Source organism: Betaproteobacteria bacterium, from assembly GCA_016791345.1.
Lineage (GTDB): Bacteria > Pseudomonadota > Gammaproteobacteria > Burkholderiales > JAEUMW01 > JAEUMW01.
Genome location: JAEUMW010000311.1, coordinates 1 through 22,998, shown reverse-complemented (window position 1 = coordinate 22,998; position 22,998 = coordinate 1). Strand labels below are relative to the sequence as shown.

The window sequence follows — 22,998 nt, the reverse complement described above, 5'->3', positions numbered from 1 at the left end:
AGAAGATTTTCGGTTCGGCGGCTGCAAGGGTCGCGAGACCCTGGAACAGGTCGAGGAGGTGGATGCCTTCCATGGACCCTCCCGCTCAGCCGATACTGAGGAGCGCCTGACCGGCCTCGACGGCATCCCCCGCCTTCACGTGGATGGCCGTAATCTTGCCGCCTCGATGCGCCACCATCGGCGTCTTCATCTTCATCGCCTCGATGATGACCACCTTGTCGCCCTGTGCCACGGTCTGACCCATCGACACGGCAACCGACTCGACGACACCACCCAGCGTGCTGACCACATCGGCGCTGCCCGCCGCAGGCTTGGGGGGTGACGGCGCCGCCGCGGCAGCGGGTGCCGCCGCCGCGGCTGCGGGGGACGGGATGGACATGCTGCCCGGGGAAGGATAGATCGTGTTCCCGCTGTCGGTCAGATCCTCGACCGTCACGTCGTACTGCTTGCCGTCGACCGTGATCCGGAATTTCTTCTCCATGGCCTTTCTCCCCTCGTTTCCTGTTTGTTGCTATGGCTTCGGATGGTGTTGGACTGCATGCGAGGCGTGATGCGCCAGCCTTCCCTCCACGACCCAACCGGCCTGACGCTGCTCTTCGATGTGGACGATGCGATGCGCGCCGAGCATGGCGTACACCGCGGCCGAAATGGCAGCGACGTGATCGGCGACGAGGTCGAAGGCAGGTGCTGGAGCGGCCACCACCTTGGGCGCTGCCTCGGGTTTGCGTTCGAGCGCGCCCAGGATCACCACGATGAGCTTGATGACGACCGCCACGGCAAGCGACACCACGACCGCCAGGCCGTATATCCAGAGCGCCTTGATGATTACATCGGACATGGTCCGCTCTCCCCTAGCTGGATTGGGCGACCGCGCTCAGAGCGGAATGTTGCCGTGCTTCTTGGCGGGTCGCAGTTCCCGTTTATTGAGCACCTTGCGCAGCGAGAGCGCGATCACGGACCGCGACTCGGCCGGCTCGATGACGTCGGTGATGTAGCCGTGCGATGCGGAAAGATACGGTGACGCGAACTCGGCGCGGTAGCCCGCTACGAGTTCGGCGTGCTTCGCCTTGCGGTCCGTCGCGTCCGTAAGCTCCTTGCGGTAGAGGATGTTCACCGCGCCCTCCGCGCCCATCACGGCGATCTCCGCGTTGGGCCAGGCGTAAACGAAATCGGCGCCCATCTCCTGGCTGCACATGGCGAGATACGATCCGCCGTAAGCCTTGCGCAGAATCAGCGTGATCTTCGGCGTGGTGCACGAGGCGTACGCGAACAGCATCTTCGCGCCATGGCGGATGATGCCGCTGCGCTCCTGCTCGACCCCGGGCAGAAAGCCCGGGACGTCGACCAGCGTGAGGATCGGGATGTTGTAGACGTTGCACGTGCGCACGAAGCGCGCGCCCTTGTCGGAGGCGTGGATGTCGAGCGCTCCCGCCATTTCGGTCGGCTGATTCGCCACCACCCCGATCACCATGCCCTCGATGCGCGCGAAGCCGACGATGATGTTGCGCGCCCAGCCGGCGTGCACTTCGAGGAAATCGCCGCCGTCGACGAGGTGGCCGATGATCTTGCGCACATCCATCGGCTCCGAAGGATCGTCCGGAATCAGGCTGTTCATCGACTCATCGTGCGCGAGCGTGAGATCCGGGCTCAGGTGGTGAGGCGGATCCTCGGTGTTGTTGGAGGGCAGGTAGGAGAGCAGCTTGTGGACGATCTGGATGGCATGCCGGTCGTCCTCGGCGATGAAGTGGACGTTGCCACTGACCGTCGCGTGCATCTCGGCGCTGCCGACCTCGGCCATCGTCGTAGCGCGGCCGGTCACCGCCTTGATCACTTCCGGCCCAGTGATGAACATCTGGGCGTTCTGGCGGGTCATGATGATGAAGTCCATGAGCGCCGGTGAATACGAAGCACCGCCCGCGCACGGGCCGCACACGACCGCGATCTGCGGCACCACGCCCGACATCAGCACGTTCTGGTAGAAGACGTTGCCGTAGCCGGAGAGGGCGTCGACGGCCTCCTGGATGCGCGCACCGCCAGAGTCCTTGAAGGCAACGAAGGGGATGCCGGTCTTGATCGCGAGCTTCTGCAGTTCGACGATCTTGTGCGCGTGCATCTTGCCGAGCGTGCCGGCGGCGACGGTGAAGTCCTGGCTGATGGCCGCAACCAGCTTGCCGTTCACGTAGCCGGTGCCGGTGATCACGCCGTCGGCGGGAAGGTCCTTCTTCTCCAGGCCGAAATGGCGCGCGCTGTGGCGCACGTGCATCCCGATTTCCTGGAAGGTGCCGGACTGGAACAGCCCTTCCAGGCGATCGCGCGCGGAGAGAATGCCCTTGGCGCGCCGTTCGTTGATCTTGTCTTCGCCGCCGCCCGATTGCACGGCGGAACGCCGCTTGCGCAACTGCTCCAGCGACTCTGGTCGTAGCGTCATCTTGCCTCCCCGTGACTGCGTTTGCCGAGCCTGTCCCCGGGCCCGGGCTGCGGGTACCGTCGGATCACGGTGACGATGTGTCTCGCCTGCGTGCCTCGGTTCACTGCGCCGGGCAGATGATAGCTCAACTTTGGAAAGCCGTGATGCAATCCGGCACCCTTCCGGCACAGGCTGTCCCGGATTCGGGCGATGCCTGCTACAGCGGTGTGGTCGCGCGGTCGCGGTCTGTGGTACGGTTGACGTTAGCCACGATAAAAAATGGGAGGATAGGATGGCTGCCATCACCGAACGTGAGGAGATTCCCGCACCGTTACTGCGCGACCTGCCGGACCTCGGGCTTGACGCCCGCAGCATCGCGGCCGATTTCCGCCGGCACTTCAACCACACGTTGGGGTGCGACATTCACTCGAAGTACGCCTTTCACCTCTATCAGGCGCTCGCCATGGCGCTGCGCGACCGCCTGATGGTGATGTGGAAGAACACCCATTACGCCTACCGGGAAAGCGACTGTCGGCGCGCGTACTACCTCTCCATGGAGTTCCTCATGGGGCGCACCCTGGGCAATGCGCTGCTCAATCTCGGCATCCAGCAGGCCGTACGCGATGCGCTGAAGGAACTGGACCTGCGGCTCGAGGACATGGTCGAACTGGAGCCGGACGCAGGCCTCGGCAACGGCGGGCTCGGGCGTCTCGCCGCGTGCTTTCTCGACAGCTGCGCGACGCTGCAGTTGCCGGTGATGGGCTATGGCATCCGCTACGAGTACGGCATCTTCCGTCAGACGATCAAGAACGGCGAGCAGGTGGAGGAGCCGGAGCGGTGGCTCATCCAGGGCAATCCGTGGGAAATGGAGCGGCCCGAATTCACCGCAACCATCAAGTTCGGCGGCCATACCAAAGAGTGGACGGACGGCCAGGGCCGGGTGGTCCACCGCTGGGTGGAGACCAACGATGTGCTCGCGGTTCCCTACGATACCCCGGTTCCCGGCTTCCACAACGGCACGGTCAACACGCTGCGACTGTGGCGCGCCCAGGCGCGCGACGTCTTCGACCTCGGGCAGTTCAACGCCGGCGACTACTCCGGCTCGGTGCTGGAGAAGAACGCCGCCGAGAACATCAGCATGCTTCTCTACCCGAACGACGTGACCGAGATGGGCAAGGAACTGCGCCTGCGCCAGCAGTATTTTCTGGTCTCGGCGACGCTGCAGGACGTGATCCGTCGCTGGAAGAGCACGCACGGCGACAACTTCACGGGATTCGCGGAGAAGAGCTGCTTCCAGCTCAACGATACGCATCCCAGCATCGCCGTCGCGGAACTCATGCGCCTTCTCGTTGATGACGACGGGTTCGAGTGGAAGGAGGCATGGGACATCACCACGCGCACCATCGCCTACACCAACCACACGCTGCTGCCGGAGGCGCTCGAGCGCTGGCCGGTGCGCATGTTCGAGCGCCTGCTGCCGCGCCTGCTGGAGATCATCTACGAGATCAACGCGATGGCGATCACGCAGATCTCGCGCCGGTGGCCCGGCGACTGGGAGCGCGTGCGCCGCATGTCGCTCATCGAGGAGGGACCGGAGAAGCTCATACGCATGGCGCACCTGGCGATCGTCGGCAGTTTCTCGGTGAACGGCGTGGCCGAACTGCATTCGCGGCTCCTGCGCGAAGACCTGTTCCGCGACTTCTACGAGATGTGGCCCGAGAAGTTCAACAACAAGACCAATGGTGTGACGCCGCGGCGCTGGATCGCCTGGGCCAATCCGTCGCTGGCAGATCTCATCAGCCAGACCATCGGCAGCGGCTGGATCACCGACCTCGATCAGCTCGCGCGGCTCGCCCCGCACGCCGAGAAGGAATCGTTCCGCGCGCGCTGGCAGAAGGTGAAGGAAGAGAACAAGCGACGGCTGGCCGAGATGGTGGCCGAGGAGTGCTGTATCGATTTCGATCCGCGCTCGATGTTCGACGTGCAGGTCAAGCGCATCCACGAATACAAGCGCCAGCTGCTCAACGTGCTGCACGTCATCCACATGTACGATCGCATCAAGCGCGGCGACACCGGCGAGTGGACGCCGCGCTGCGTGCTCTTCGGCGGCAAGGCGGCGCCCGGCTACTGGCTCGCCAAGCGCGTCATCAAGCTCATCAACAACGTGGCCAACGTGATCAACGCCGATCGCGAAATCGGCAATCAGCTGAAGGTGGCGTTTCTGCCGAACTACCGCGTTTCCTCCATGGAGGTGATCGCGGCGGCGGCGGATCTGTCGGAGCAGATTTCCACCGCGGGCAAGGAAGCTTCCGGAACCGGCAACATGAAGTTCATGATGAACGGCGCCGTTACCGTAGGCACCTTCGATGGCGCCAACATCGAAATCCGCGAGGCGGTCGGTGCGGAAAACTTCTTCCTCTTCGGACTGACGGCAGAGGAGGTGGCGGAGCGCCGCAAGGACTATCGCCCGAACGAGATCATCGAGGCCGACGCGGATCTGCAGCGCGTGATGCACATGCTCGAAAGCGGTCACTTCAGCCAGTTCGAACCCGGACTGTTCGAGGCGGTCATCCGCTCCATCCGCGATCCGCACGACCCGTGGCTGACGGCAGCCGATTTCCGCAGCTATCTCGAGGCCCAGCAGCGGGCGGCGGTCGCCTTTCGCGATCGCTCGCGCTGGACCCGCATGAGCATTCTCAATACGGCCGCCAGCGGGCGTTTCTCGACGGATCGGACGATGCGCGAATACAACCGGGAGATCTGGCGGCTGGAGCCGGTGGCGCCGCTCGCCGAGAACTGAGGCGGCTCGCAGAAGGTGGCCGGCGATCGCAACGGGATCCGTCTCACGAACTGGCCCGCGTCCGGCCGGTCTGGCTCGCAGGGGTATCGCGTGGTGTCCGTCGAGCAACCTATTGCGGCGGATGACCGCGGCAGCCCGGCCGCCTTCCAGGCCGTCCCTGGTGATGGCCTGAGCCGGGTCCGCCCCATCCGGTGCCGTGGCCCTCATCTCCGTCGAGCCGCCGGACCTGCCTGATGGCGATCTACGCTCTCGTGTCCCGATGGTGCTTCGAGGCACCGGTTGCCGCGATATGGGAGGCATTGACCCTGGCCGAGACGTGGCCTCGATGGTGGCGCTACGTGGAGAGCGTCGAGTTGCTCGAGCGGGGCGACGGCGAAGGATGCGGCGCCGTTCGGCGGTTCGTTTGGACGAGTCGCTTGCCGTATCGCCTGGCCTTCCAGATGCGCACGACCCGCGTCGAGCGCCTGCGCAGCATAGCGGGCGCTGCCGTGGGCGAACTGAACGGTTTCGGTCGCTGGGATCTCGAAAGCGCGGGGCCGATTACGAGCGCCCGCTATACCTGGATGGTGACGACCGAACGCGCCTGGATGAACCGGCTGTCACCGCTCCTCGGGCCGGTTTTTCGATGGAATCATCACGCCGTGATGAAGGAGGGGGCCGGCGGCCTGGCGCGCCACCTCGGGGTGAGACTGGTGAGCGCCGAGGCCGGGAAGGCCCTCCACGCGGCTCCCATCTCCCCGTCAATCTACCGGTGATCCAGCAAAGGAGGGGATTCGGGTCAGGACAGCGCTACAATCGCCGCTTATTGTGATTCAACAGGGATTCCTGTGAAGCGGATCTGCATCTTTTCGGCGTCGACGCGCCTTCGGTCACCGGATCGCCGGTGTGGGTGTTGCTTGAGCCCCGGGTTCGCCCGGCAGGCGATGCGCCCTGCCTTGTCGGATAGGCCGCGATGACGAAATCCCCATGCCCCCAGCCGCTCGTGAGCATCGGTATGCCGGTGTACAACGGCGCCCGCTACATCGAGCGCGCGATCGAGTCGCTGCGCGCCCAGACCTTTGGCGACTTCGAGCTCATCATCTCGGACAACGCGTCGACCGATGACACGCGCTTGCTGTGTGAGCGCTACGCGCAGCTCGATCCGCGCATCCGTTACGTGCGTCAGCCCGAGAACATCGGGGCACCCCGCAATTACAACGTCGTGGTGCACGAGGCCCGTGGCACGTACTTCAAGTGGTCGTCGGCAAGCGATGAGGTTTCCCCTGACTGTCTTGCCAAGTGTGTTGCAGCGCTTGAAGCCGATAGCGGCGCCGTGCTGGCGTTCGGTCACACGCGATTCGTCGAAGAAGACGGCACGCTGCTGGATGTTTACGGCGGCGATTTCTCCGTCACCGGGGCGACGCCGAGCGAGCGATTCGAGTTCGTGTGCAGCCACCTCGTGCTGAACAATGCCCAGAACGCGCTGATCCGTCTGGACGTCCTGCGCAAGACCAAGTTAGATCGCCTCTATCCTCACGGCGACCCGGTGCTGATGGCCGAACTGGCGTTGTACGGTCGCTGGCACCTGCTCCCCGACGTGCTCCTGCATCGGAGAACCGGCCGCGACCACTTCACCCCCCAGCGCACGCTGGCCGAGATCACGCGCATCTACGACCCGCAGCGTACGCGGCCGATGGCGCTCATCATATGGCGACGGCATTGGGACTACTGCACGGTTGCCCTGGATGCGCCGATTTCGTGGAGCGAGCGCCTCCGTGCGATGAGCTTCGCCCTGGGGCGCGCGTTTCGCGATCATCGTCCGCTTCGGCGTGATCTGAGGGCATTCGCGCGCTTGCTTGCGTCCCCCCACGTGCCCGTCCGCAAACCCTTGGACCCCGAGCCGGTCGCTACCAAAGTCGGCGCCGCGCCAGTGGCGGGCCCGCGGCAGTGAGGGGGCGCGCTGAATGTGGCGGCCTGTCGCTGTCATGGCCGGTTGCGAGATAGACCTGTGATCGCAAATGCCGGCAGCGCTCTCGCAAAACCCTTGAGTGCGAGGTCGCCCACGGGTTCGGCATCGACCAGTTCCCCGATGTCGCCGAGCACCCTCGACGAAACCAGGATCTGACCGCTCTGCGCCTCGGCGCAGAGGCGCGCAGCAAGATTGGTGACGGTGCCGATGGCGCCGTAATCCATCCGTTCCCCAAAGCCGATGGCGCCGATCGTAGCGTAGCCCTCGGCGATGCCGATGCCCAACCCCAGTTCGATGCCGCGGCGGCGCCAGTGGCTGCGCAGTGCGGTTACGGCGTCGCGCATGTCGAGCGCCATCCGGACCGCACGTTCTGCGGGGTTCGCGACCTCTACCGGATCGTTGAAGAAGATCATCAGCCCGTCGCCAGTGAAGCGTTCCAGCGTCCCCTCGTGCGCCTGCACGAGGCGTCCCATCGCGGCGTGGTAGTCACGCAGCACGCCCATCACCTCCTCGGGCTCCGCGGTCTCGGCGAACGTGGTGAAGCCGCGCAGATCCAGGAAAACGACGGTTACCTCACGGCGATGACTGACGAGCGGATCCGCGGCATCGCCGGAAACGATGAGGTCTGCAAGCTGGGGTGCGACGAACCGTCTGAGGCGCGACAGTCGTGTCAGCTGTTGCACCTGCTCGGCTACCCGGGCTTCGAGATCATGATTCCATTGCGCGAGTTGCGTGGCCTGAGCTTCCAGCTGGCCTGCCTGCGCCCGCACCCGATCCTGGAGCAGCTTGATGCGCAGCATTGATCTAACCCGCGCGACCAGCGCCGCTTGGTCCACGGGCTTGGTGAGGTACTCGTCGGCACCCGCATCGAGACCCGTGATGACATCTTGCGAGCCGGTTCTCGCCGTGACCATGATGATCGGCATGAAGGAGAGGGCAGCATCTCCCTTGAGGCGACGGCACACTTCGATGCCATCCAGGTTCGGCATCATGACATCCAGCAACAGCAGATCGGGCTGCGCCGCGTGCGCGATCACCAGCGCTTCTGCGCCATCGCGTGCCGTGAGGATCTCGTAGCCGTGGGCAGCAAGCCGGGCCCGGAAGATATCCCGATTATCGGGATTGTCATCCGCGACGAGGATGCGCGCAGGGCTGCGCACGATTGCCTTACATGCCCGCGAGAGGAAGGTGCTGCCGCACCTTGGCGAGCAGATGGCGCGGATTGTACGGTTTTGTGACGTACCCGTCGCAGCCCGCGTCGAAGGCCTTGACGTCGTCGCCGCTCAACGCGAACGAGGTGACCGCGATGATCGGGATCGCGCGCAGTTCCGGGTTGGCCTTGATGCGACGAGTGGCTTCGTAGCCGTCCAGACCGGGCAGTTGGATATCCATCAGGATCAGGTCGGGACGATGGCTTTCCGCCATTGCGACACCCTCCGGTCCGGTGACGGCCTCGATGAGTTCATAGCCGACGCTCGACAGCAGATCGCGAAGGATGCGGCGGTTGTCCTCCTGATCCTCGATCACCAAGATCCGCTTGCTCATGTGCTGGCCTCCTGCGGTTCGGCGAGTAGCGGCAGCGTGACCCAGAACGTCGAGCCCTCGTCGAGCTTCGATTCCACCCAGATGCGTCCACGGTGCAGCTCGATGATGCGGCGGGCGATGGACAGCCCCAGACCGGTGCCGCCCTTCTCGCGCGTGCTGGAACTGTCCGCCTGGTGGAACTCCTCGAAGATTTTCTCCTGGTCGCCCTGAGCGATTCCCGGTCCGGTGTCCGCGACCGAGATCCGGAACGCGCCGTCCAGGGCGCCGACTTCGACGCGGACCTTGCCCGTCTCCGTGAACTTGATCGCGTTGCCGATGAGATTGAGCAACACCTGGGTGATCCGCCTGGCATCGCCGCGCCCGCGCGGCAGGCCACCCGGTACGGCTACTTCGAGGGTGAGCTGCTTCTCCGCCGCAAGGGACTCCACTTCGGCGACCGCGATCTGCACGACTTCGTCGATGCAGTAGTCGGCGATGCTGAGTGTCAGCAGGCCCGCCTCGATCTTGGATATGTCGAGCACGTCGTTGATGAGCCCGAGCAGGTGATGCCCGCTTTTCTCCAGGCGCTGCAGGACATCGCGGATCTTCTCCGGGACATCGCCGTAGATGTTGTCGAGGATGAGGGCGGTATACCCGAGAATCGCGTTCAGGGGCGTACGAAGCTCGTGGCTCATGTTGGCGAGGAACTGTGACTTGTGATGGCTCGCGATCTCGATCTGCCGTCCTTTCTCCTCGATCTCGCGGAAAAGCTGTGCGTTCTGGATGGCGAGCGCGAGCTGCTGGGCGACGGGGTCCACCAGCTCCAAGTCCCGCTCGGTGTAGGCGCCGGGTGTCAAACTGTCCAAAAAAAAGACGCCGACTGCCTTTTCGCTTGCCATCAACGGCAGCATGAGGGTCGCCCGAATGCCCTCCTGCACCATGAAGATGTCGTCGGAGAATGTCTGTTCTTTCGCCAGATCCCGAACGAGCCGCGGGTCCTTGTGGGTCATCACCCAGTCGACGGCCGTGCCCTCGGTGTTGGGCCACGATTCGCCTTGCCACGAGGCGAGCGGTGGCTCAGCCACCGATAGGGCCATGACGAGTCGCTCGCCTTCCGGCACCACCACGCCTATGCGGTCATAGCCGAGGAGCGCCTTCACCGCCTCCGCGAAGGCCGGATAGACTTCCGTGAGTTCCAGCGAGCGCCGCAGCACCGGCTGCGCCGCTGCATACAGCCGGGCATGTTCGAGAGCGAGAGCGGCCTGCGTTGCAAGCAGGTGCAGCGGCTCCAGCGTGGCGGGTTCGAAAGCGCGTCGCGGGTACTTCCAGCCCGCCCCCAGGACGCCGATCGCCTGGCCCTGAACGACCAAGGGCATGATGGCAAACATCCGACACCGGAATGCATCGATCTGGTCATAGGGTGGCCTGAGTTGGTACTCCTCCGGAGGCGGCGCCTGGCCATCCCAGATGATCGCCTCACGGGTGAGGTAGGCTCGCGCCAGTCCTCCACCTTCCGTGGCGATCGGGACGCGAATTGCATCCAGCGGTTGATCGGTCTCGGTGCTCGCCACCGCGCGCAGCCACTGGCCGTCCTGATCGGCAAGCAGAATGCTGAGGCGATCCACGTGCAGCACCTCGCGGCCCTTGCGCAGGAAGTCGTCGAACCACTTCTTGAGTCCCAACGGCTCCTGGATCTGCAGGCTCGCTTGGTAGAGCACTTGAATGGCCTCTGCCAGTTTGCGCTGGGTGATATCCGCCCAGGAGCCGACGATCTCATAAGGATGTCCTGCAGCGTCGGGGATGACCTTGAAGGTGTCCTGAAACCAGCGATAGTGGCCGTCACGGTGGCGGAAGCGGTATTCCACCGTGCCGCCGCTTTGGCCGATGAGGCGGAACACGTCGGCGAGCACGTGCCGCGCATCCTGCGGGTGGAGGTGGGTGGTCCAGAAATCGGGGTCGTCCAGCATTTCCTGCGGCGCGTAGCCCATGATCGGGAGCAGGCTGTCGCTCACGAATGTGCACGCAAAGTCCCCCGATGCCTGGTTGGTATAGATGATCGCCGGGGTGACGGCGAGGACGTGCTGTAAACGCGCGCGGGCGTCCTTGAGCTCGGCGTCGATGCCCTCGAGTTCGGCGAGCTGACGGGTCAGAGATTCGTGGTTGCGCGCGAGATCGGCAGTGCGCTCCTTGACCCGCTTTTCCAGCTCTTGCTCGAACTCGCGTGGTCCCATGTCCGTCCTCCTTGGCGAGGTGCCCCGAAAAGCACCGCGATACGCGGACTGCCGACTCTCCCAACAATATAGTCCCGGAATGCGCCGGCGTGGGAACGAAGACACCCCGGGCGAGGCGCCCAGGGTGTCGGCGTGCGTCACTTGCCGGCGGTCTGGGGGCTGACCTGCGTCGTTTGAATGACAGGCAGCTGGCTCGCCTTCGCGAGTGTCGCGGGATGACGGGTCATCTGGGCGGTCGGATCGATCCCGATCTGTTCCACGTTCGCCGAACCGGTGGACGCCCGGCGCGCGACGATGACGGCAGGGTGATCCGTCCGCTCGCGCCGGGGTTCGCTGCCGAGTTCGAGACGGGCAGGGTGCAGATAGAACTTGAGCGTCGACTCGTACACGCTTGCCTGGTTCATGACGGGCGGCGCGTGCTCGACCGGATCGGCCGCCTGCACGGGTGCCGTGCCGAGAAGCGCGCCGGTGACGGCGAGAACGATTGGGAATGCCCGAGTGGTTTGATTCGCAGACATGTTGGACCTCCATCAAAGTGGACCTGCCTGCCCCGGATATCCCACACCTATATCGCGGGGCTTCGAGATGCGCGGTGTGATGGAGGTCACTCTACGCAGCGGCGCTCTGCGGCGCTGCGAAGCGGTACGCAGGGAATCTGTGAGATTTTCACGCCGCGGCGGAGGGGCGGCGAAGGCGGTTGTTGACCGTTTGCCGCGCCCCTCGCCCGGGTGGTGCGGTTTTGGGCGGGGACGGTCAGCCGCTGGGGCGCAACGCGGTCGAGGTCAGATCGCGCGCAGCAGATGGCTCGCGTCCACGCAGGGCGAGCCCATCGTCGACGCGAAGAGGCGGTCGTCGGTTTCGCGCAGCCGGCGGCTTACCTCGCGTCCCATGTTCATCTGAATCAGCGCGAACTGCTCCAGGTCCCGTTCGTAGAGTTCGAAAAGACAACCCGCGGAAAGCTCGATGGCCGCGCATGCCTCGATCGCAAGGACAGAGGCACTACGCGATTTCATGTCCATCAGCGCCATCTCGCCGAAGCAGTCGCCGGCTTCGATGGTGCGCAGCGGGTGCTGCTCGCCACGCCAGAGCTTGAGTACTGCAGCGCGCCCGGTCTCCAGCACGAACATGGACTGCGCGAAGTCCCCCTCGCGGAAGAAGTACGCGTCCGCGTCAACGCGAACCACATTCGCCCTCTCCAGCAGAAAGAGGAGGATATCGGTGCGGATGCCGCCGAATATCGCCATTTGCTGCAGGAGTTCGGTGTGCGCGTCAGGCATGGGGCTTCTGTCGCGGAGTCGTCTACCAGGCCGCGGGAAGCTTGCGCAGGATGACGATGCGCCGCGCCTCCAGGCCGATGTAGCCGCCGGCGCGCAGCTCCTTGAGGATGCGCGAGACCATCTCCCGCGAGGCGCCGACGAGATTCGCAATGGCCTGCTGCGAGAGGACCTGCGGCACGATCTGGCGGCCATTGTCCTCGAGCGCGAGGCCTTCGAGCGCGCGCGCGACACGGCCATAGACGTCGAGCAGCGCCAGATCGTGAACGTGCCGGGTGAGGGCGCGAACGCGGCGAATCAGCTTGCGCACGAGTTCCTGCTGGAACTCGGCATGCCGGAGCAGGAACGCACGAAAGTCCGTCATCTTCAGCGCGGCGATGCGGGAAGGTTCCAGCGTCATCACCGACGCCGAACGTCCGCCGGGTTCGAGGGACATCTCGCCGAAGTACTCGCCGGGGCCCTGGATATTGATGATGATTTCCTTGCCATCGGCGTCGCTCAGGAAGATCTTGACCCGTCCGGCGAGAACGAAGAACACCGCGTCCGTTTCATCGCCTTCGGCGACGATGATCGTATTCCGGGGTACGCTGCGGTGCGCTGCGTATTCCAGCAGTTCGCGAAGCTCCGTCGCGGAGAGACCTTCGAAAAGGGGCAGTGTCAGGGGTGGGGCAGCCATGTTCGTGGAGTACCGTCGGGCCGCGATACTCCATCGTAGCCTCTACCCTCCTGGTGGTCTACTGCGCGTGGGCCCGCAATGCACCGCGCGGGGGCATCGGCCGCAAGCCGGCGATATCGGTGCCCTCCGACCGCCGTCGATCGGATCATCAAAAAAGGCGCCGGTCCCCAAACGGGAACCGGCGCCTTGCGCGAGCGGGAGCGCTCGCGGCGATTACGCCAAGTCGAAACGGTCCGCGTTCATCACCTTGTTCCACGCGGCGACGAAGTCCGTCACGAACTTCTCCTTCGAGTCCGTCGACGCATAGACCTCCGCGACGGCCCGGAGCTCCGAGTTCGAGCCGAAGACGAGATCGACCCGCGTGCCGGTCCACTTGACCTTGCCGGTCTTGCGGTCGCGCCCCTCGTACGCGCCCTCGGCCCCGCCGACCGGTTTCCACTCCGTGCCCATGTCGAGCAGGTTTACGAAGAAGTCATTGGAGAGCGTTTCCTGCTTCGCGGTGAAGACCCCGTACTGGGAGCCGCCGACGTTGGTGCCCAGCACGCGCATGCCGCCGATGAGGACCGTCATCTCCGGCGCCGTCAACGTGAGGAGCTGCGCCCGGTCGATCAGCAGGTGCTCCGCGCCGATGCCGATCCTGCCCTTGACATAGTTGCGGAAGCCGTCGGCGACCGGCTCGAGCACCGCGAAGGACTCGACGTCCGTCTGGTCCTCCCTGGCGTCCATGCGACCGGGCACGAAGGGCACCTTTACCTCCACGCCGGCGTTCTTCGCGGCCTGCTCGACGCCCGCGCAGCCCGCAAGCACGATCAGGTCGGCGAGGGAGACTTTCTTCTCGCCGGACTGCGAAGCGTTGAACTCCTTCTGGATCGCTTCGAGCTTCTGCAGCACCGTCGCCAGCTCCGCCGGCTGGTTGACCTCCCAGTCCTTCTGTGGCGCGAGGCGGATGCGCGCGCCGTTCGCGCCACCGCGCTTGTCGGAGCCGCGGAAGGTGGACGCCGACGCCCAGGCGGTCGAGACGAGCTGTGACACCGACAGCCCCGAAGCCAGCACCTTGCTCTTGAGCGCGGCGATGTCCTGCTCATCGATCAGCTTGTGGTCGACAGCCGGGATGGGGTCTTGCCAGATGAGTTCTTCGGCTGGCACCTCCGGTCCCAGGTAGCGGGCGCGCGGACCCATGTCGCGGTGCGTCAGCTTGAACCAGGCGCGCGCGAAGGCATCGGCGAACTCCTGCGGGTCTTCGAGGAACCTGCGCGAGATCTTCCCGAATTCCGGATCGAAGCGCATCGTCAGATCGGTGGTCAGCATCGTCGGCTTATGGAATTTGCCGGGGATGTGTGCATCCGGAATGATCTCCGGCGCGTCCTTGGCCACCCACATCTTGGCGCCGGCCGGCGACTTGGTCGCCTCCCATTCGAACTTGAACAGGTTCTCGAAGAAGTTGTTGCTCCACAGCGCCGGCGTCTTGGTCCAGGTCACCTCGATGCCGCTCGAGATCGTGTCGGCACCGCAGCCCGTGCCGTAGTCGCTCGTCCAGCCCAGACCCTGCGCTTCCAGCGGCGCGCCTTCCGGATCCGGGCCCTTGTGCGACTCGGCGGCGGCGCCATGGGCCTTGCCGAAGGTGTGCCCGCCGGCGATCAGCGCAACGGTTTCCTCGTCGTTCATCGCCATGCGGCCGAAGGTGGCGCGGATGTCCTTGGCGGCGGCCATGTAATCGCCGCTCGCATTCGGGCCTTCCGGATTCACGTAGATCAGGCCCATGTGGGTGGCGCCGAACGGCTGATCGAGATCGCGATCACCGTGGAAGCGCTTGTCGACGCCCAGCCACGCGATTTCGGCACCCCAGTTGACGTCCTCGTCGGACTCCCAGACGTCCGCACGGCCGCCCCCGAAGCCAAAGGTCCTGAAGCCCATCGACTCCAGCGCGACGTTGCCGGCGAGGATCAACAGGTCGGCCCAGGAAATCTTGTTGCCGTACTTCTGCTTGATCGGCCACAGCAGGCGGCGCGACTTGTCGATGTTGACGTTGTCTGGCCAGCTGTTCAGTGGCGCGAAGCGCTGCTGGCCGCGACCACCGCCGCCGCGGCCGTCGGTGATGCGGTAGGTGCCGGCGGCGTGCCAGGTCATGCGGATGAACTGCGGTCCGTAGTGGCCGAAATCCGCCGGCCACCACTCCTGCGAGTCGGTCATCAGCGCGACCAAGTCCTTCTTCAGCGCCTTGTAGTCGAGGCTGCTGAAAGCCTTCGCGTAGTCGAAGTCCTTGCCCATCGGATCGGACTTCGAAGAATGCTGGTGCAGCAAATCAAGCCGTAGCCGGTTCGGCCACCAGTCGCGGTTCGTCCTGCCGACGCCGGCGATGTGCGGGCACCCGCCTGCGCTCTGTTCGGTTTTATCGTCAATGCTTCCCATGTTTCTCTCCGAGATGGTGTTGTGTGATGCTCCGCGACGTGTTTCGCGTGGGAACTAGCCTTCCTGCAACAGCGGCCCGCGCGCACCGGCGGTAAGGGCATCGGCAAGGCCGACGACAAGCGCGCCGGCGGGAATGATCGTTAGGGTCCCTGATTCGGACATTGGTCTCCTCTCTGGTTGATTGGGTTGTACCCGGACGGGTTCGAGAAGGCGTAGATGATGGGAGATTAGGCGCGAGGGTGCGATTAGGGAAATCGATTGCTACAATCATTCCGATCGGTTGCGCCGATGTACTCCGAGATCCCAATTGAACCTGAGAGACCTGAAGTATCTGATCGCCGTCGCGGAGCACCGTCACTTCGGGCGTGCCGCCGAAGCGTGCTTCGTCAGTCAGCCGACCCTGAGCGGGCAGCTCAAGAAGCTCGAAGACTATCTCGGTGTGATCCTTTTCGAGCGGACCAACAAGTCGGTCGTGACCACGCCCGCGGGGCAAGCGATCCTGCGCCACGCGCGTCTTGCCGTCGAGCAGGCGGAGGCGATCCTGGAAGTTGCGCAAGCGCACCGCGATCCCATGGCCGGACCGCTGCGGCTGGGCGTGATTCCCACCTTGAGTCCGTACCTCATGCCGCTCGTGCTGCGCCCGCTCGGCGAGCGCCATCGGGGGCTGCGTCTCGTGCTGTCGGAGGAGATGACGACGGCGTTGCTGGCGCGGCTGCGCGAGCACGCGCTCGACGCCGCCCTGCTGGCGACGCCGGTGGACGATGGCGATCTCGATTCGATCCCGTTGTTCGACGAGCCGTTCTGGGTGGCCTATCCGCCGGACCACCCGCTCGCCGGGCTGGCGGAGATCTCCGCGCACGATCTGGTGCGCGACGATCTGCTCCTGCTGGCCGACGGGCACTGCCTGGCCGATCAGGCGCGCAGCCTGTGCGGAAGCGACGCGCTGCCGCGCTCTCCCGAATCGAGCGATCTGCGCGCCGCGAGCCTCGAAACACTGTTGCATCTGGTGAGCGCCGGATTCGGGACGACGCTGGTGCCGGCACTGGCGATCCGCAAACCCTGGCTCGCGGAACGGGGCATGCTGGCGCGGCCGCTGCGCATTCCGCATGCTCACCGCACCGTGCGGCTCGTCTACCGACGCGCCTTTCCGCGCGTGCAGGCACTGCAGGCCCTGGCGCAGGTCATCGTCGACCAGTTGCCGGCGACCGTCGGGCCGCTGCGGCCACGCAGCCATCCCCCGGAGAGCCAGCGCAGCGAGGTGCGAGCGCAACCATAGGTCGATCGCGCAGCGCCCCGTATACTGGCCCGGTTCGAAGCCGACTCCTGCGCGAGGAAGACATGGCAGACATCGAAGCACTCCCCGCTGAGCCGCTCGCCCCGTCGGGCATGGTGACGCTGACCAACGTGATCTACGCTCTCCATGCCTTCAGTGTAGTGACCGGGATCATCGGGGCGGCAACCATCGTTGGCGCGTTTCTGACGGGCTGGCCGTCGATCATCGCCGTCATTCTCAACTACGCGAAGCGCAGCGACGTCACCGGCACCTATCTCGCCTCGCATTTCAGCTGGCAGATCCGGACCTTCTGGTTCGCGCTCCTGTGGGTGGCGGTCGCGTTTCTGCTCGGCATCACGATCATCGGCATCCCGTTTGCCCTAGTCATCGTGGCGGGTGCGGGGCTCTGGGTGCTCTATCGCATCATCCGCGGCTGGCTCGCGCTGCAGGAGCGGCGGCCGATGCCGCTGTCGCGCTAGCCGTCCCGGCTTCGGTGCCGGCATTGCGGCGCAGCCATCGCATTGCCGCTGCATCGCCTGCCACTGCTCATGGCTGCCCTCGCTCGGGCCTTGTTCGTGGCGCTGTGGCTGCCGGCTGCCACGGTGCTGGCTGCACCCACCATCGCACTCGACATCGGGCACTCCAGTGCGAATCCCGGCGCGGTGAGCGCGCGCGGTCGCGGCGAGTTCCACTTCAATCGCGACCTCGCCGTGCAGATCGGGCGCAGTCTCGATGAGCGGCATTTCGACGTGCACATGATCAATCTCGACGGGGCGGCGTCGGGTCTCGAGGCGCGCACTGTAGAGGCGCGCGGCGCGGACTTGCTGCTGTCGGTGCATCACGATTCGGTGCAGCCGCATTACCTCGAAACCTGGACCTTCCGCGGCGAGGATCGGCGCTACAGCGAACACGCGAGCGGGTTCTCGCTCTTCGTCTCGCGACGCAACCCCGATCCGGCGCGCAGTCTGGCGTGCGCCGTGGCCATCGGCACCGCACTGCGTGGCGCGGGCTTCGTGCCTTCCCTGCATCATGCGGAGCCGATCGCCGGCGAACATCGTCCGCTTGCCGACGCTGTCAATGGTGTGTATTACTTCGACGAGCTCGTCGTGCTGCGTACCGCGACGCAGCCGGCCTTGCTGCTGGAGGCGGGGGTCATCGTGAACCGCGACGAGGAAGCGCTGCTTGCGCGCAGCGACGTACAACAAGGCATCGGCCGCGCGGTCGCCCAGGGGCTCGCGCAGTGCCTCGAAGCGCAGGGCGCCGCGCGACCGGACCGACACCAGGAGGAGGGGAGCCGATGGCCATCCAGGGACTGAATCACTTCACGGTGCTGACCGACGATCTCGACGCTTCCGTCGAGTTCTACCGCAGCATTCTCGGGCTCGAACCCGGTGCGCGGCCGCCTTTCGCGTTCCCCGGTGCGTGGCTCTACTGCGATGGACTGCCGGTGCTGCACCTCGTGGCCGGGCGAGGGGTCCCGGACGGGCCATCCATCATCGATCACGTCGCCCTTACCGCGACGGATCTCGCAGACACGATTGCCACGCTGAAGGCGCGCCACATCGGGTATACGCTGCGACGCCAGCCGGTCTCGGGCCAGTGGCAGCTCTTCTGCCACGACCCGAGCGGCGCACGCTTGGAACTCGACTTCCCGGCTTCCGAGCCCCCGCCCGCATCGGCCTGAGCACGTCCCGGTCAGTTCAGGGTGGATCGGCGGCAGGCTGGTGGGCGAGCGCCTGTTCCGCTTTGCGCGCCACCTTCGCGGTGAACTTGCCGGCCTCGATCACGAAACGTTCGTGCCTTCCGCTGGCGATGACCTCCGCGTCGTCGCGGACGTCGACGTCGAACACCAGCTTTCGGCCTTCCACCTGCGTGAGCCGGACGTGCGCGGTGACCTCCATGCCGGGTGGCGTCGGTGCGCTGTGGCTTAAGTCCACGTGGGTGCCGAGCGTCATCTCGGCCGGCCAGTCGAGGTGCGGATTCACCGCCTGGATGCACACCCATTCGACGAATCCGACCAGAAAGCCGGTGGCGAACACCGCCGGCATGGCCTGGAACTCGGACGCCTCGGGATAGAGCGCGGCGACCGTCTTGGAACGGGGAACGCGAAACGTGAACGAATGCGTGATTCCCGGCTGGAGGCTCGGCTTCATCGGGCAGACTCCCTCTCTGGCAAGGTGTTTCGCGAAAGTTTAGCGCCTGCGCGCCTTGTTGATGCGGGGGCCATCGCATAGCATCGGCCGGCGTCACCACCACTGTCCGGAGCCATCAGCACGTGATCCCGATCAGCGATTATCCGAGCCCGCCGGGCAAGCCGTTCGTCACCATTGCGCTCATCGTCGTCAACGTCGCCGTGTATCTGCTGGTGACGGTGCCGCTCGGCACGCAGCCCGCGAATCACGCCGACCCGGCATTCCAGGAATATCTGCGGCTCGTCATGCAGTCGGTACCGCGCAATGTGTCTCCGCAGCAGGTCATCGACAGCATTTCCGCCTACGATCTGACCGTCTTCAAGTGGGGCTTCCGGCCCGCCGACCCGAGCCTCGCGACGCTCGTGAGCTCGATCTTTCTGCACGGCGGATTCATGCACCTTGCCGGGAACATGCTCTACCTGTGGATCTACGGCGACAACGTCGAGCACCGGCTGGGGCCGGTCGCCTTTCTCTTCTGGTACCTCGTGACCGGCATGGCGGCGACCCTCTTCCACGCGCTCTTCAACCTGGGCTCGCCGATTCCGCTGGTCGGTGCCTCGGGCGCGATCTCGGGCGTGCTCGGCTTCTACTTCCTGTGGTTCCCGCACCATTCGGTGCGCGTGTTCCTGTTTCTGTTCCCGATCTACGTCGGCACCGTCATGCTCAACGCGCGGTTCGTGCTGGCGATCTACCTGCTGTGGGACAACGTGCTGCCGTTCCTCATCGCTCCGGGCGGTGGCGGCGTCGCGCACGGCGCACACATCGGCGGTTTCATCGCGGGCCTGGCCGCTGCCGCGTGGATGAATGCGCGGCAACGCGGCAAGAACGCCTAGCGCGTTCGCCTCAGAGCTGCGCTGCCTGGAACGTGTCGCACTGCTCGATGCGGCCGCTTTCGAGTCCGCGCTTGAACCAGCGCACGCGCATGTCGGAGGAGCCGTGCGTCCACGATTCGGGTCGGACGTAGCCGGTCGAGCGGCTCTGGATGGTGTCGTCGCCGATGGCGGCTGCCGCCCGCAGCCCCTCTTCCGCATCGCCCGGTTCGAGCAGCTGACGCTGCTTGTTGGCGTGATGGCCCCAGACGCCGGCGAGACAGTCGGCCTGCAACTCCATCCGAACCGACAGCGCGTTGGACTGCCGTTCCGATGCCCGCGCCTGGAGGTTCTGTACCTGGCCGGCCACGCCGAGCAGGTTCTGCACGTGATGCCCGACTTCGTGGGCGATCACGTAAGCACGCGCGAAATCGCCGGGGGCGCCGAAGCGGCGATCGAGCTCGCGGAAGAAGTCGAGGTCGATGTAGACCTTCTGGTCGGCGGGGCAGTAGAACGGCCCAGCGGCCGCGGAGGTCATGCCGCATGCGGACTGCACCATGCCGGAGAACATGACGAGCTTCGGCGCGCGGTAACGCTTGCCGCCCGCGGCGAAGATCTGGCCCCACGTGTCTTCGGTGTCGGCGAGGACTACGGAGACGAACTGCGCCTGCTCGTCCTGAGGCTGCGTGGTCGTCGATCCCGGCCCGGGCGTGGGCCGGCTCGCCTGATTGGAGGGTGCCGCCGGCGGGCCGCCGACGTTTTCGACGGTGCTCATGAGCGCAAACGGATCGACGCCGAGAAAAAGCGCGACGATGAACATGACGACCATGCCCAGACCGCCGATCTTGACACCGCGGCCGCCGAATCCGCCACCGCTGCCGCGGATGTCCTCGATGTTGTCGCTGCGACGGCCGGATTCCCATCTCATGTGTCTTCTCCTGGAGCGCGCTGGTCGGCCTCTGCAATATACCGTTTCCCGGAATCGATGGCACACGCGGGAAGGCAGGCTTGAGTCCTTCCCGGGTCCGTGCGCAGAATCCCCAATTTCGCTCGCGACGGAGTCGACATGCCCTGGGTCTATCTCTTTCTTGCCGGTATCCTGGAGATCGTCTGGGCGATCGGTCTCAAGTACACGGAAGGCTTCACCCGCCTGTGGCCGACGGTTGCCACCATCGCCGTGGCCTGGCTCTCCTTCTACCTGCTCGCGCTGGCGGTGAGGACGATTCCCGTCGGCACCGGCTACGCCATATGGACCGGCATCGGCGCCGCGGGGGTGGCGATTCTGGGTATGCTGCTGTTCGGTGAACCGGCAACGCTCGCGCGCTTTGTCTTCCTCGCCCTGATCATCGTCGGCATCGTCGGCCTCAAGCTCGCGGCCGGCGCACATTGAGAGTGCCGCTATGCAGCCGCGCGTTCTATCAGATCGAGGATGCTGCCGATGCTCGTGAAATGCTCGGGATCGACGCCCGCAGTCGCGAAGTCGAGAGCGTAGGTCTCTTCCAGGTAGAGCACGATCTGCAGAATGGCGAGCGAGTCGATGAGCCCCACTGACAGCAGACCCTCAGTGTCGCCAAGGCGATCGACGGAACGGTGCGGTTTCTGGATGGTGCGCAGGAAGCGCAGGAGATGGCCGCGACGCTGCTCTCGAGCATCGCTCACGCCGCACCCTCTTCGGCGATGATGCGCGGCAGGTCGAGTGCGGGGCGGTCGGTGCAGGCGGCTCTGACCATCTCGCGATTGACTTTTCCGCGCGACGTTCGCGGGATGGCATCGACGATCCACCAGTGTCCCGGCATCTTGGTTTCGGCGAGGTGCGCCCGCATCCAGCGATACAGTGAGAGCACCGTGTCGTCGCCCGGGCTGTCCAGCGCAACGGCCAGGCCGACCGACTGTCCATACACCGGATCCTCGACGGCGAATGCGCACACGTCCGTGGTGTGCTCGAATTGCTCGATGACTGCGTCGATGTCTGCCGGATAGATCTTCATGCCGCCCCGGTTGATCTCGTCGCGTTCGCGTCCGCGAAGGCTCAGGCGACCGCGCTCGTCGAGCACGCCGATGTCTCCCGTCAGGAACCAGCCGTCGACGACGACCCGCTCGGTCAGGTCGTCGTGGAGAAAGTAGCCCTTCATGAGCGCCGCAGTGTTGAGCCAGACGTGGCCGGACTCGCCAGCAGCACACAGCAGTTCGCGGTCGTACAGCCGCGCCGTCTCCGCGGTACGGAGTACGCGCAGCACGGTGCCCCAGCCCTCGCCGATAAGCCCGTCGGCAGCGGGCTCGCTGGCATCGGCGAGACCCGCTACCCAGCTGCCGGTTTCCGTGATGCCGTAGGCATTGCAGACCTGTTGCGCGCCCGTCCATGCGCGGATGCCTTCCCAGGCGTCTGCCGAAAGCGGTGCGGAGCCGCAGTGCACGCGCCGCAGGCTCCCCATTTGCGGTGGGCGTGCGAGCTTCAGGGCGAGACGCCAGACCGCAGGTACCGACGACAGGAAGGTCACGTCGTGATCGTCGATCAGCGTTCCGAGTTGCATGAGAAGGTCGGGACGGAAGGGCGGTGTCACATAGAGATCCTGGCCGGCAAGCCACGGGAAGAGCGCATTGCAGATCAAACCGTGACCAAAGTGCGTCGGCAGCAGGCAGAGCGTGCGCTGAAATGGCGCGATTCCGAGGTGGTCGCGCAGTGCAAGCCAGCGAGCGCGCAGCGACCGGTGAGTGTGGACCACGCCTTTGGGATTTCCGGTGGACCCAGAGGTGAACAGGATAAGCGCGTCGTCGTCGAGGCGGCTGCGCCGGGAGTCGGCTTCCTGTGGCCCGGTTTCCGCAGTGAGGACAGCGGCAACCCCTGCCGCGGCAAACGTGCTGGCAACACTCGAATCCGTATCGTCGTCCAGGATCGCCAGTTTTGGACGGGTGGCGCTGATCAGCGTCTGGATCTCGAACGGCGTGAGGCGACCGTCGATCGGCACCGCACAGGCGCCGATGCGCCAGACGGCGAGCAGTTCTGCGAAGAACTCCAGTCGATTGCCGAACGGGAGAAAGACACGATCGCCCCGAATGACCCCCCGCTGACCCAGCCGGGCGATCCGACGGGCAACCTGACGGCCGATCTCGGAGCGATCCCAGCGGCGGCCCGTGACGGGCTCGATCAGGTTGCCAACGGTGAGGTCGATGGACATGGCGGTACCATCCTAGAGTGCATTCAGGCGAGGCCCAAAAGACCGAAGAAGAACTGCGTTCTGGTGGCAAACGACACTTCGGGGAAGTGATCCCAGATGCGAATCAGCGCAAAGAACGTCCAGACGGCAAGGATTCGACCGGCCCGTCGAGCGAGGCCCGGGGGAAGCGCCTGCCCGCCGCGTCGCTGCTCGCGCTGCATCGAGACGAAGATGCCCACGGCCAGCAGCAGGCAATAGAAGAGCCGCGAATGGTGTGCCCAGACTGCCCCAAAACCCTGC

The 22,998-nt window shown here is 65.3% G+C and carries 24 protein-coding genes; 9 read left to right on the top strand and 15 right to left on the bottom strand.

Annotation, left to right across the window (positions count from 1 at the left end; all coding sequences use genetic code 11):
• Positions 1 to 85: 85 nt before the first annotated feature.
• Genes JNK68_12425 through JNK68_12415 form a run of 3 tightly spaced genes read right to left on the bottom strand, consistent with a single transcriptional unit; the run spans position 86 to position 2,428 of the window.
• On the bottom strand, positions 86 to 481 hold the full coding sequence (locus JNK68_12425) for an acetyl-CoA carboxylase biotin carboxyl carrier protein subunit (protein ID MBL8541161.1): 396 nt from the start codon (positions 479 to 481) through the stop codon (positions 86 to 88).
• Between the two features lie 30 nt (positions 482 to 511).
• Complete coding sequence (locus JNK68_12420) at positions 512 to 838, bottom strand: hypothetical protein (protein MBL8541160.1); 327 nt, start codon at positions 836 to 838, stop codon at positions 512 to 514.
• A 36-nt stretch (positions 839 to 874) separates the two neighbouring features.
• Complete coding sequence (locus JNK68_12415) at positions 875 to 2,428, bottom strand: acyl-CoA carboxylase subunit beta (protein MBL8541159.1); 1,554 nt, start codon at positions 2,426 to 2,428, stop codon at positions 875 to 877.
• 271 nt (positions 2,429 to 2,699) lie between these two features.
• Here JNK68_12415 and JNK68_12410 point away from each other — a divergent pair, with 271 nt between their 5' ends.
• The 3 genes from JNK68_12410 (at position 2,700) to JNK68_12400 (ending at position 7,137) form a co-directional block, all read left to right on the top strand.
• Positions 2,700 to 5,207 carry a glycogen/starch/alpha-glucan phosphorylase gene (locus tag JNK68_12410; GenBank protein ID MBL8541158.1) on the top strand — a complete coding sequence of 836 codons (2,508 nt, stop codon included), beginning with the start codon at positions 2,700 to 2,702 and terminating at the stop codon, positions 5,205 to 5,207.
• A gap of 233 nt (positions 5,208 to 5,440) precedes the next feature.
• Positions 5,441 to 5,962 carry an SRPBCC family protein gene (locus tag JNK68_12405; GenBank protein MBL8541157.1) on the top strand — a complete coding sequence of 174 codons (522 nt, stop codon included), beginning with the start codon at positions 5,441 to 5,443 and terminating at the stop codon, positions 5,960 to 5,962.
• Between the two features lie 197 nt (positions 5,963 to 6,159).
• Entirely contained in the window at positions 6,160 to 7,137 is a 978-nt protein-coding gene (locus tag JNK68_12400) for a glycosyltransferase family 2 protein (protein MBL8541156.1), read from the top strand.
• A 32-nt stretch (positions 7,138 to 7,169) separates the two neighbouring features.
• On the opposite strand, the gene JNK68_12395 is transcribed toward JNK68_12400, so the two are convergent.
• The 7 genes from JNK68_12395 to katG all read right to left on the bottom strand — a co-directional run bounded on the left by JNK68_12395 (position 7,170) and on the right by katG (position 15,269).
• A complete protein-coding gene (locus JNK68_12395) occupies positions 7,170 to 8,315 on the bottom strand; it encodes a response regulator (GenBank protein MBL8541155.1) in 1,146 nt (381 codons plus the stop codon).
• A gap of 7 nt (positions 8,316 to 8,322) precedes the next feature.
• On the bottom strand, positions 8,323 to 8,700 hold the full coding sequence (locus JNK68_12390; GenBank protein ID MBL8541154.1) for a response regulator: 378 nt from the start codon (positions 8,698 to 8,700) through the stop codon (positions 8,323 to 8,325).
• Positions 8,697 to 10,910 (bottom strand): GAF domain-containing protein, encoded by a 2,214-nt coding sequence (locus JNK68_12385; GenBank protein ID MBL8541153.1) that lies wholly within the window; start codon positions 10,908 to 10,910, stop codon positions 8,697 to 8,699. Before JNK68_12385 ends, JNK68_12390 begins: the two co-directional genes overlap by 4 nt.
• A 137-nt stretch (positions 10,911 to 11,047) precedes the next feature.
• Positions 11,048 to 11,428: a hypothetical protein gene (locus tag JNK68_12380; protein ID MBL8541152.1), complete on the bottom strand. Its 381-nt coding sequence runs from the start codon at positions 11,426 to 11,428 to the stop codon at positions 11,048 to 11,050.
• A gap of 264 nt (positions 11,429 to 11,692) precedes the next feature.
• Positions 11,693 to 12,187: a Crp/Fnr family transcriptional regulator gene (locus JNK68_12375; GenBank protein ID MBL8541151.1), complete on the bottom strand. Its 495-nt coding sequence runs from the start codon at positions 12,185 to 12,187 to the stop codon at positions 11,693 to 11,695.
• A 22-nt stretch (positions 12,188 to 12,209) separates the two neighbouring features.
• The gene (locus JNK68_12370) at positions 12,210 to 12,860 is read right to left on the bottom strand and encodes a Crp/Fnr family transcriptional regulator (protein MBL8541150.1); all 651 of its coding nucleotides are present in this window, start codon (positions 12,858 to 12,860) and stop codon (positions 12,210 to 12,212) included.
• 213 nt (positions 12,861 to 13,073) lie between these two features.
• Positions 13,074 to 15,269, bottom strand: a complete 2,196-nt coding sequence (gene katG, locus JNK68_12365; GenBank protein MBL8541149.1) for a catalase/peroxidase HPI — start codon at positions 15,267 to 15,269, stop codon at positions 13,074 to 13,076.
• A gap of 307 nt (positions 15,270 to 15,576) precedes the next feature.
• On the opposite strand from katG, the gene JNK68_12360 reads away from it, so the two are divergent.
• From JNK68_12360 to JNK68_12345, 4 genes are all read left to right on the top strand, one after another.
• Positions 15,577 to 16,545, top strand: coding sequence for a LysR family transcriptional regulator (locus JNK68_12360; GenBank protein MBL8541148.1), 969 nt, complete (start codon positions 15,577 to 15,579; stop codon positions 16,543 to 16,545).
• A 62-nt stretch (positions 16,546 to 16,607) separates the two neighbouring features.
• A complete protein-coding gene (locus tag JNK68_12355; GenBank protein MBL8541147.1) occupies positions 16,608 to 17,021 on the top strand; it encodes a hypothetical protein in 414 nt (137 codons plus the stop codon).
• A 69-nt stretch (positions 17,022 to 17,090) separates the two neighbouring features.
• The gene (locus tag JNK68_12350) at positions 17,091 to 17,858 is read left to right on the top strand and encodes an N-acetylmuramoyl-L-alanine amidase (protein MBL8541146.1); all 768 of its coding nucleotides are present in this window, start codon (positions 17,091 to 17,093) and stop codon (positions 17,856 to 17,858) included.
• A complete protein-coding gene (locus JNK68_12345; GenBank protein ID MBL8541145.1) occupies positions 17,840 to 18,226 on the top strand; it encodes a VOC family protein in 387 nt (128 codons plus the stop codon). Before JNK68_12350 ends, JNK68_12345 begins: the two co-directional genes overlap by 19 nt.
• Positions 18,227 to 18,242: 16 nt before the next feature.
• Here JNK68_12345 and JNK68_12340 read toward each other — a convergent pair whose 3' ends face one another.
• Positions 18,243 to 18,695, bottom strand: a complete 453-nt coding sequence (locus tag JNK68_12340) for a thioesterase family protein (protein MBL8541144.1) — start codon at positions 18,693 to 18,695, stop codon at positions 18,243 to 18,245.
• A 122-nt stretch (positions 18,696 to 18,817) separates the two neighbouring features.
• Between JNK68_12340 and JNK68_12335 the strand changes: the two genes are divergently transcribed.
• Complete coding sequence (locus JNK68_12335; protein ID MBL8541143.1) at positions 18,818 to 19,567, top strand: rhomboid family intramembrane serine protease; 750 nt, start codon at positions 18,818 to 18,820, stop codon at positions 19,565 to 19,567.
• A 10-nt stretch (positions 19,568 to 19,577) separates the two neighbouring features.
• On the opposite strand, the gene JNK68_12330 is transcribed toward JNK68_12335, so the two are convergent.
• A complete protein-coding gene (locus tag JNK68_12330) occupies positions 19,578 to 20,471 on the bottom strand; it encodes a zinc metallopeptidase (GenBank protein ID MBL8541142.1) in 894 nt (297 codons plus the stop codon).
• A 138-nt stretch (positions 20,472 to 20,609) separates the two neighbouring features.
• On the opposite strand from JNK68_12330, the gene sugE reads away from it, so the two are divergent.
• Positions 20,610 to 20,933, top strand: coding sequence for a quaternary ammonium compound efflux SMR transporter SugE (gene sugE / locus JNK68_12325; GenBank protein ID MBL8541141.1), 324 nt, complete (start codon positions 20,610 to 20,612; stop codon positions 20,931 to 20,933).
• An 8-nt stretch (positions 20,934 to 20,941) separates the two neighbouring features.
• Here the strand turns inward: sugE and JNK68_12320 are convergent, their stop codons facing one another.
• From JNK68_12320 to JNK68_12310, 3 genes are read right to left on the bottom strand one after another with little or no spacing between them, the layout of a single operon-like run.
• On the bottom strand, positions 20,942 to 21,202 hold the full coding sequence (locus JNK68_12320) for a hypothetical protein (protein MBL8541140.1): 261 nt from the start codon (positions 21,200 to 21,202) through the stop codon (positions 20,942 to 20,944).
• The gene (locus JNK68_12315; protein ID MBL8541139.1) at positions 21,199 to 22,719 is read right to left on the bottom strand and encodes an acyl--CoA ligase; all 1,521 of its coding nucleotides are present in this window, start codon (positions 22,717 to 22,719) and stop codon (positions 21,199 to 21,201) included. The genes JNK68_12320 and JNK68_12315 overlap by 4 nt, the downstream gene beginning before the upstream one ends.
• Positions 22,720 to 22,742: 23 nt before the next feature.
• Positions 22,743 to 22,937 (bottom strand): hypothetical protein, encoded by a 195-nt coding sequence (locus JNK68_12310; protein MBL8541138.1) that lies wholly within the window; start codon positions 22,935 to 22,937, stop codon positions 22,743 to 22,745.
• Positions 22,938 to 22,998 lie beyond the last annotated feature (61 nt).

Coding starts and splice junctions, on each gene's coding strand:
- JNK68_12405 (MBL8541157.1), top strand. CDS start 5,441: ATGGCGATCTACGCTCTCGTGTCCCGATGGTGCTTCGAGGCACCGGTT.
- JNK68_12315 (MBL8541139.1), bottom strand. CDS start 22,719: ATGTCCATCGACCTCACCGTTGGCAACCTGATCGAGCCCGTCACGGGC.
- JNK68_12415 (MBL8541159.1), bottom strand. CDS start 2,428: ATGACGCTACGACCAGAGTCGCTGGAGCAGTTGCGCAAGCGGCGTTCC.
- JNK68_12375 (MBL8541151.1), bottom strand. CDS start 12,187: ATGCCTGACGCGCACACCGAACTCCTGCAGCAAATGGCGATATTCGGC.
- JNK68_12385 (MBL8541153.1), bottom strand. CDS start 10,910: ATGGGACCACGCGAGTTCGAGCAAGAGCTGGAAAAGCGGGTCAAGGAG.
- sugE (MBL8541141.1), top strand. CDS start 20,610: ATGCCCTGGGTCTATCTCTTTCTTGCCGGTATCCTGGAGATCGTCTGG.
- JNK68_12340 (MBL8541144.1), bottom strand. CDS start 18,695: ATGAAGCCGAGCCTCCAGCCGGGAATCACGCATTCGTTCACGTTTCGC.
- JNK68_12345 (MBL8541145.1), top strand. CDS start 17,840: ATGGCCATCCAGGGACTGAATCACTTCACGGTGCTGACCGACGATCTC.
- katG (MBL8541149.1), bottom strand. CDS start 15,269: ATGGGAAGCATTGACGATAAAACCGAACAGAGCGCAGGCGGGTGCCCG.
- JNK68_12390 (MBL8541154.1), bottom strand. CDS start 8,700: ATGAGCAAGCGGATCTTGGTGATCGAGGATCAGGAGGACAACCGCCGC.
- JNK68_12330 (MBL8541142.1), bottom strand. CDS start 20,471: ATGAGATGGGAATCCGGCCGTCGCAGCGACAACATCGAGGACATCCGC.
- JNK68_12425 (MBL8541161.1), bottom strand. CDS start 481: ATGGAGAAGAAATTCCGGATCACGGTCGACGGCAAGCAGTACGACGTG.
- JNK68_12400 (MBL8541156.1), top strand. CDS start 6,160: ATGACGAAATCCCCATGCCCCCAGCCGCTCGTGAGCATCGGTATGCCG.
- JNK68_12350 (MBL8541146.1), top strand. CDS start 17,091: ATGGCTGCCCTCGCTCGGGCCTTGTTCGTGGCGCTGTGGCTGCCGGCT.
- JNK68_12380 (MBL8541152.1), bottom strand. CDS start 11,428: ATGTCTGCGAATCAAACCACTCGGGCATTCCCAATCGTTCTCGCCGTC.
- JNK68_12410 (MBL8541158.1), top strand. CDS start 2,700: ATGGCTGCCATCACCGAACGTGAGGAGATTCCCGCACCGTTACTGCGC.
- JNK68_12370 (MBL8541150.1), bottom strand. CDS start 12,860: ATGGCTGCCCCACCCCTGACACTGCCCCTTTTCGAAGGTCTCTCCGCG.
- JNK68_12420 (MBL8541160.1), bottom strand. CDS start 838: ATGTCCGATGTAATCATCAAGGCGCTCTGGATATACGGCCTGGCGGTC.
- JNK68_12355 (MBL8541147.1), top strand. CDS start 16,608: ATGGCAGACATCGAAGCACTCCCCGCTGAGCCGCTCGCCCCGTCGGGC.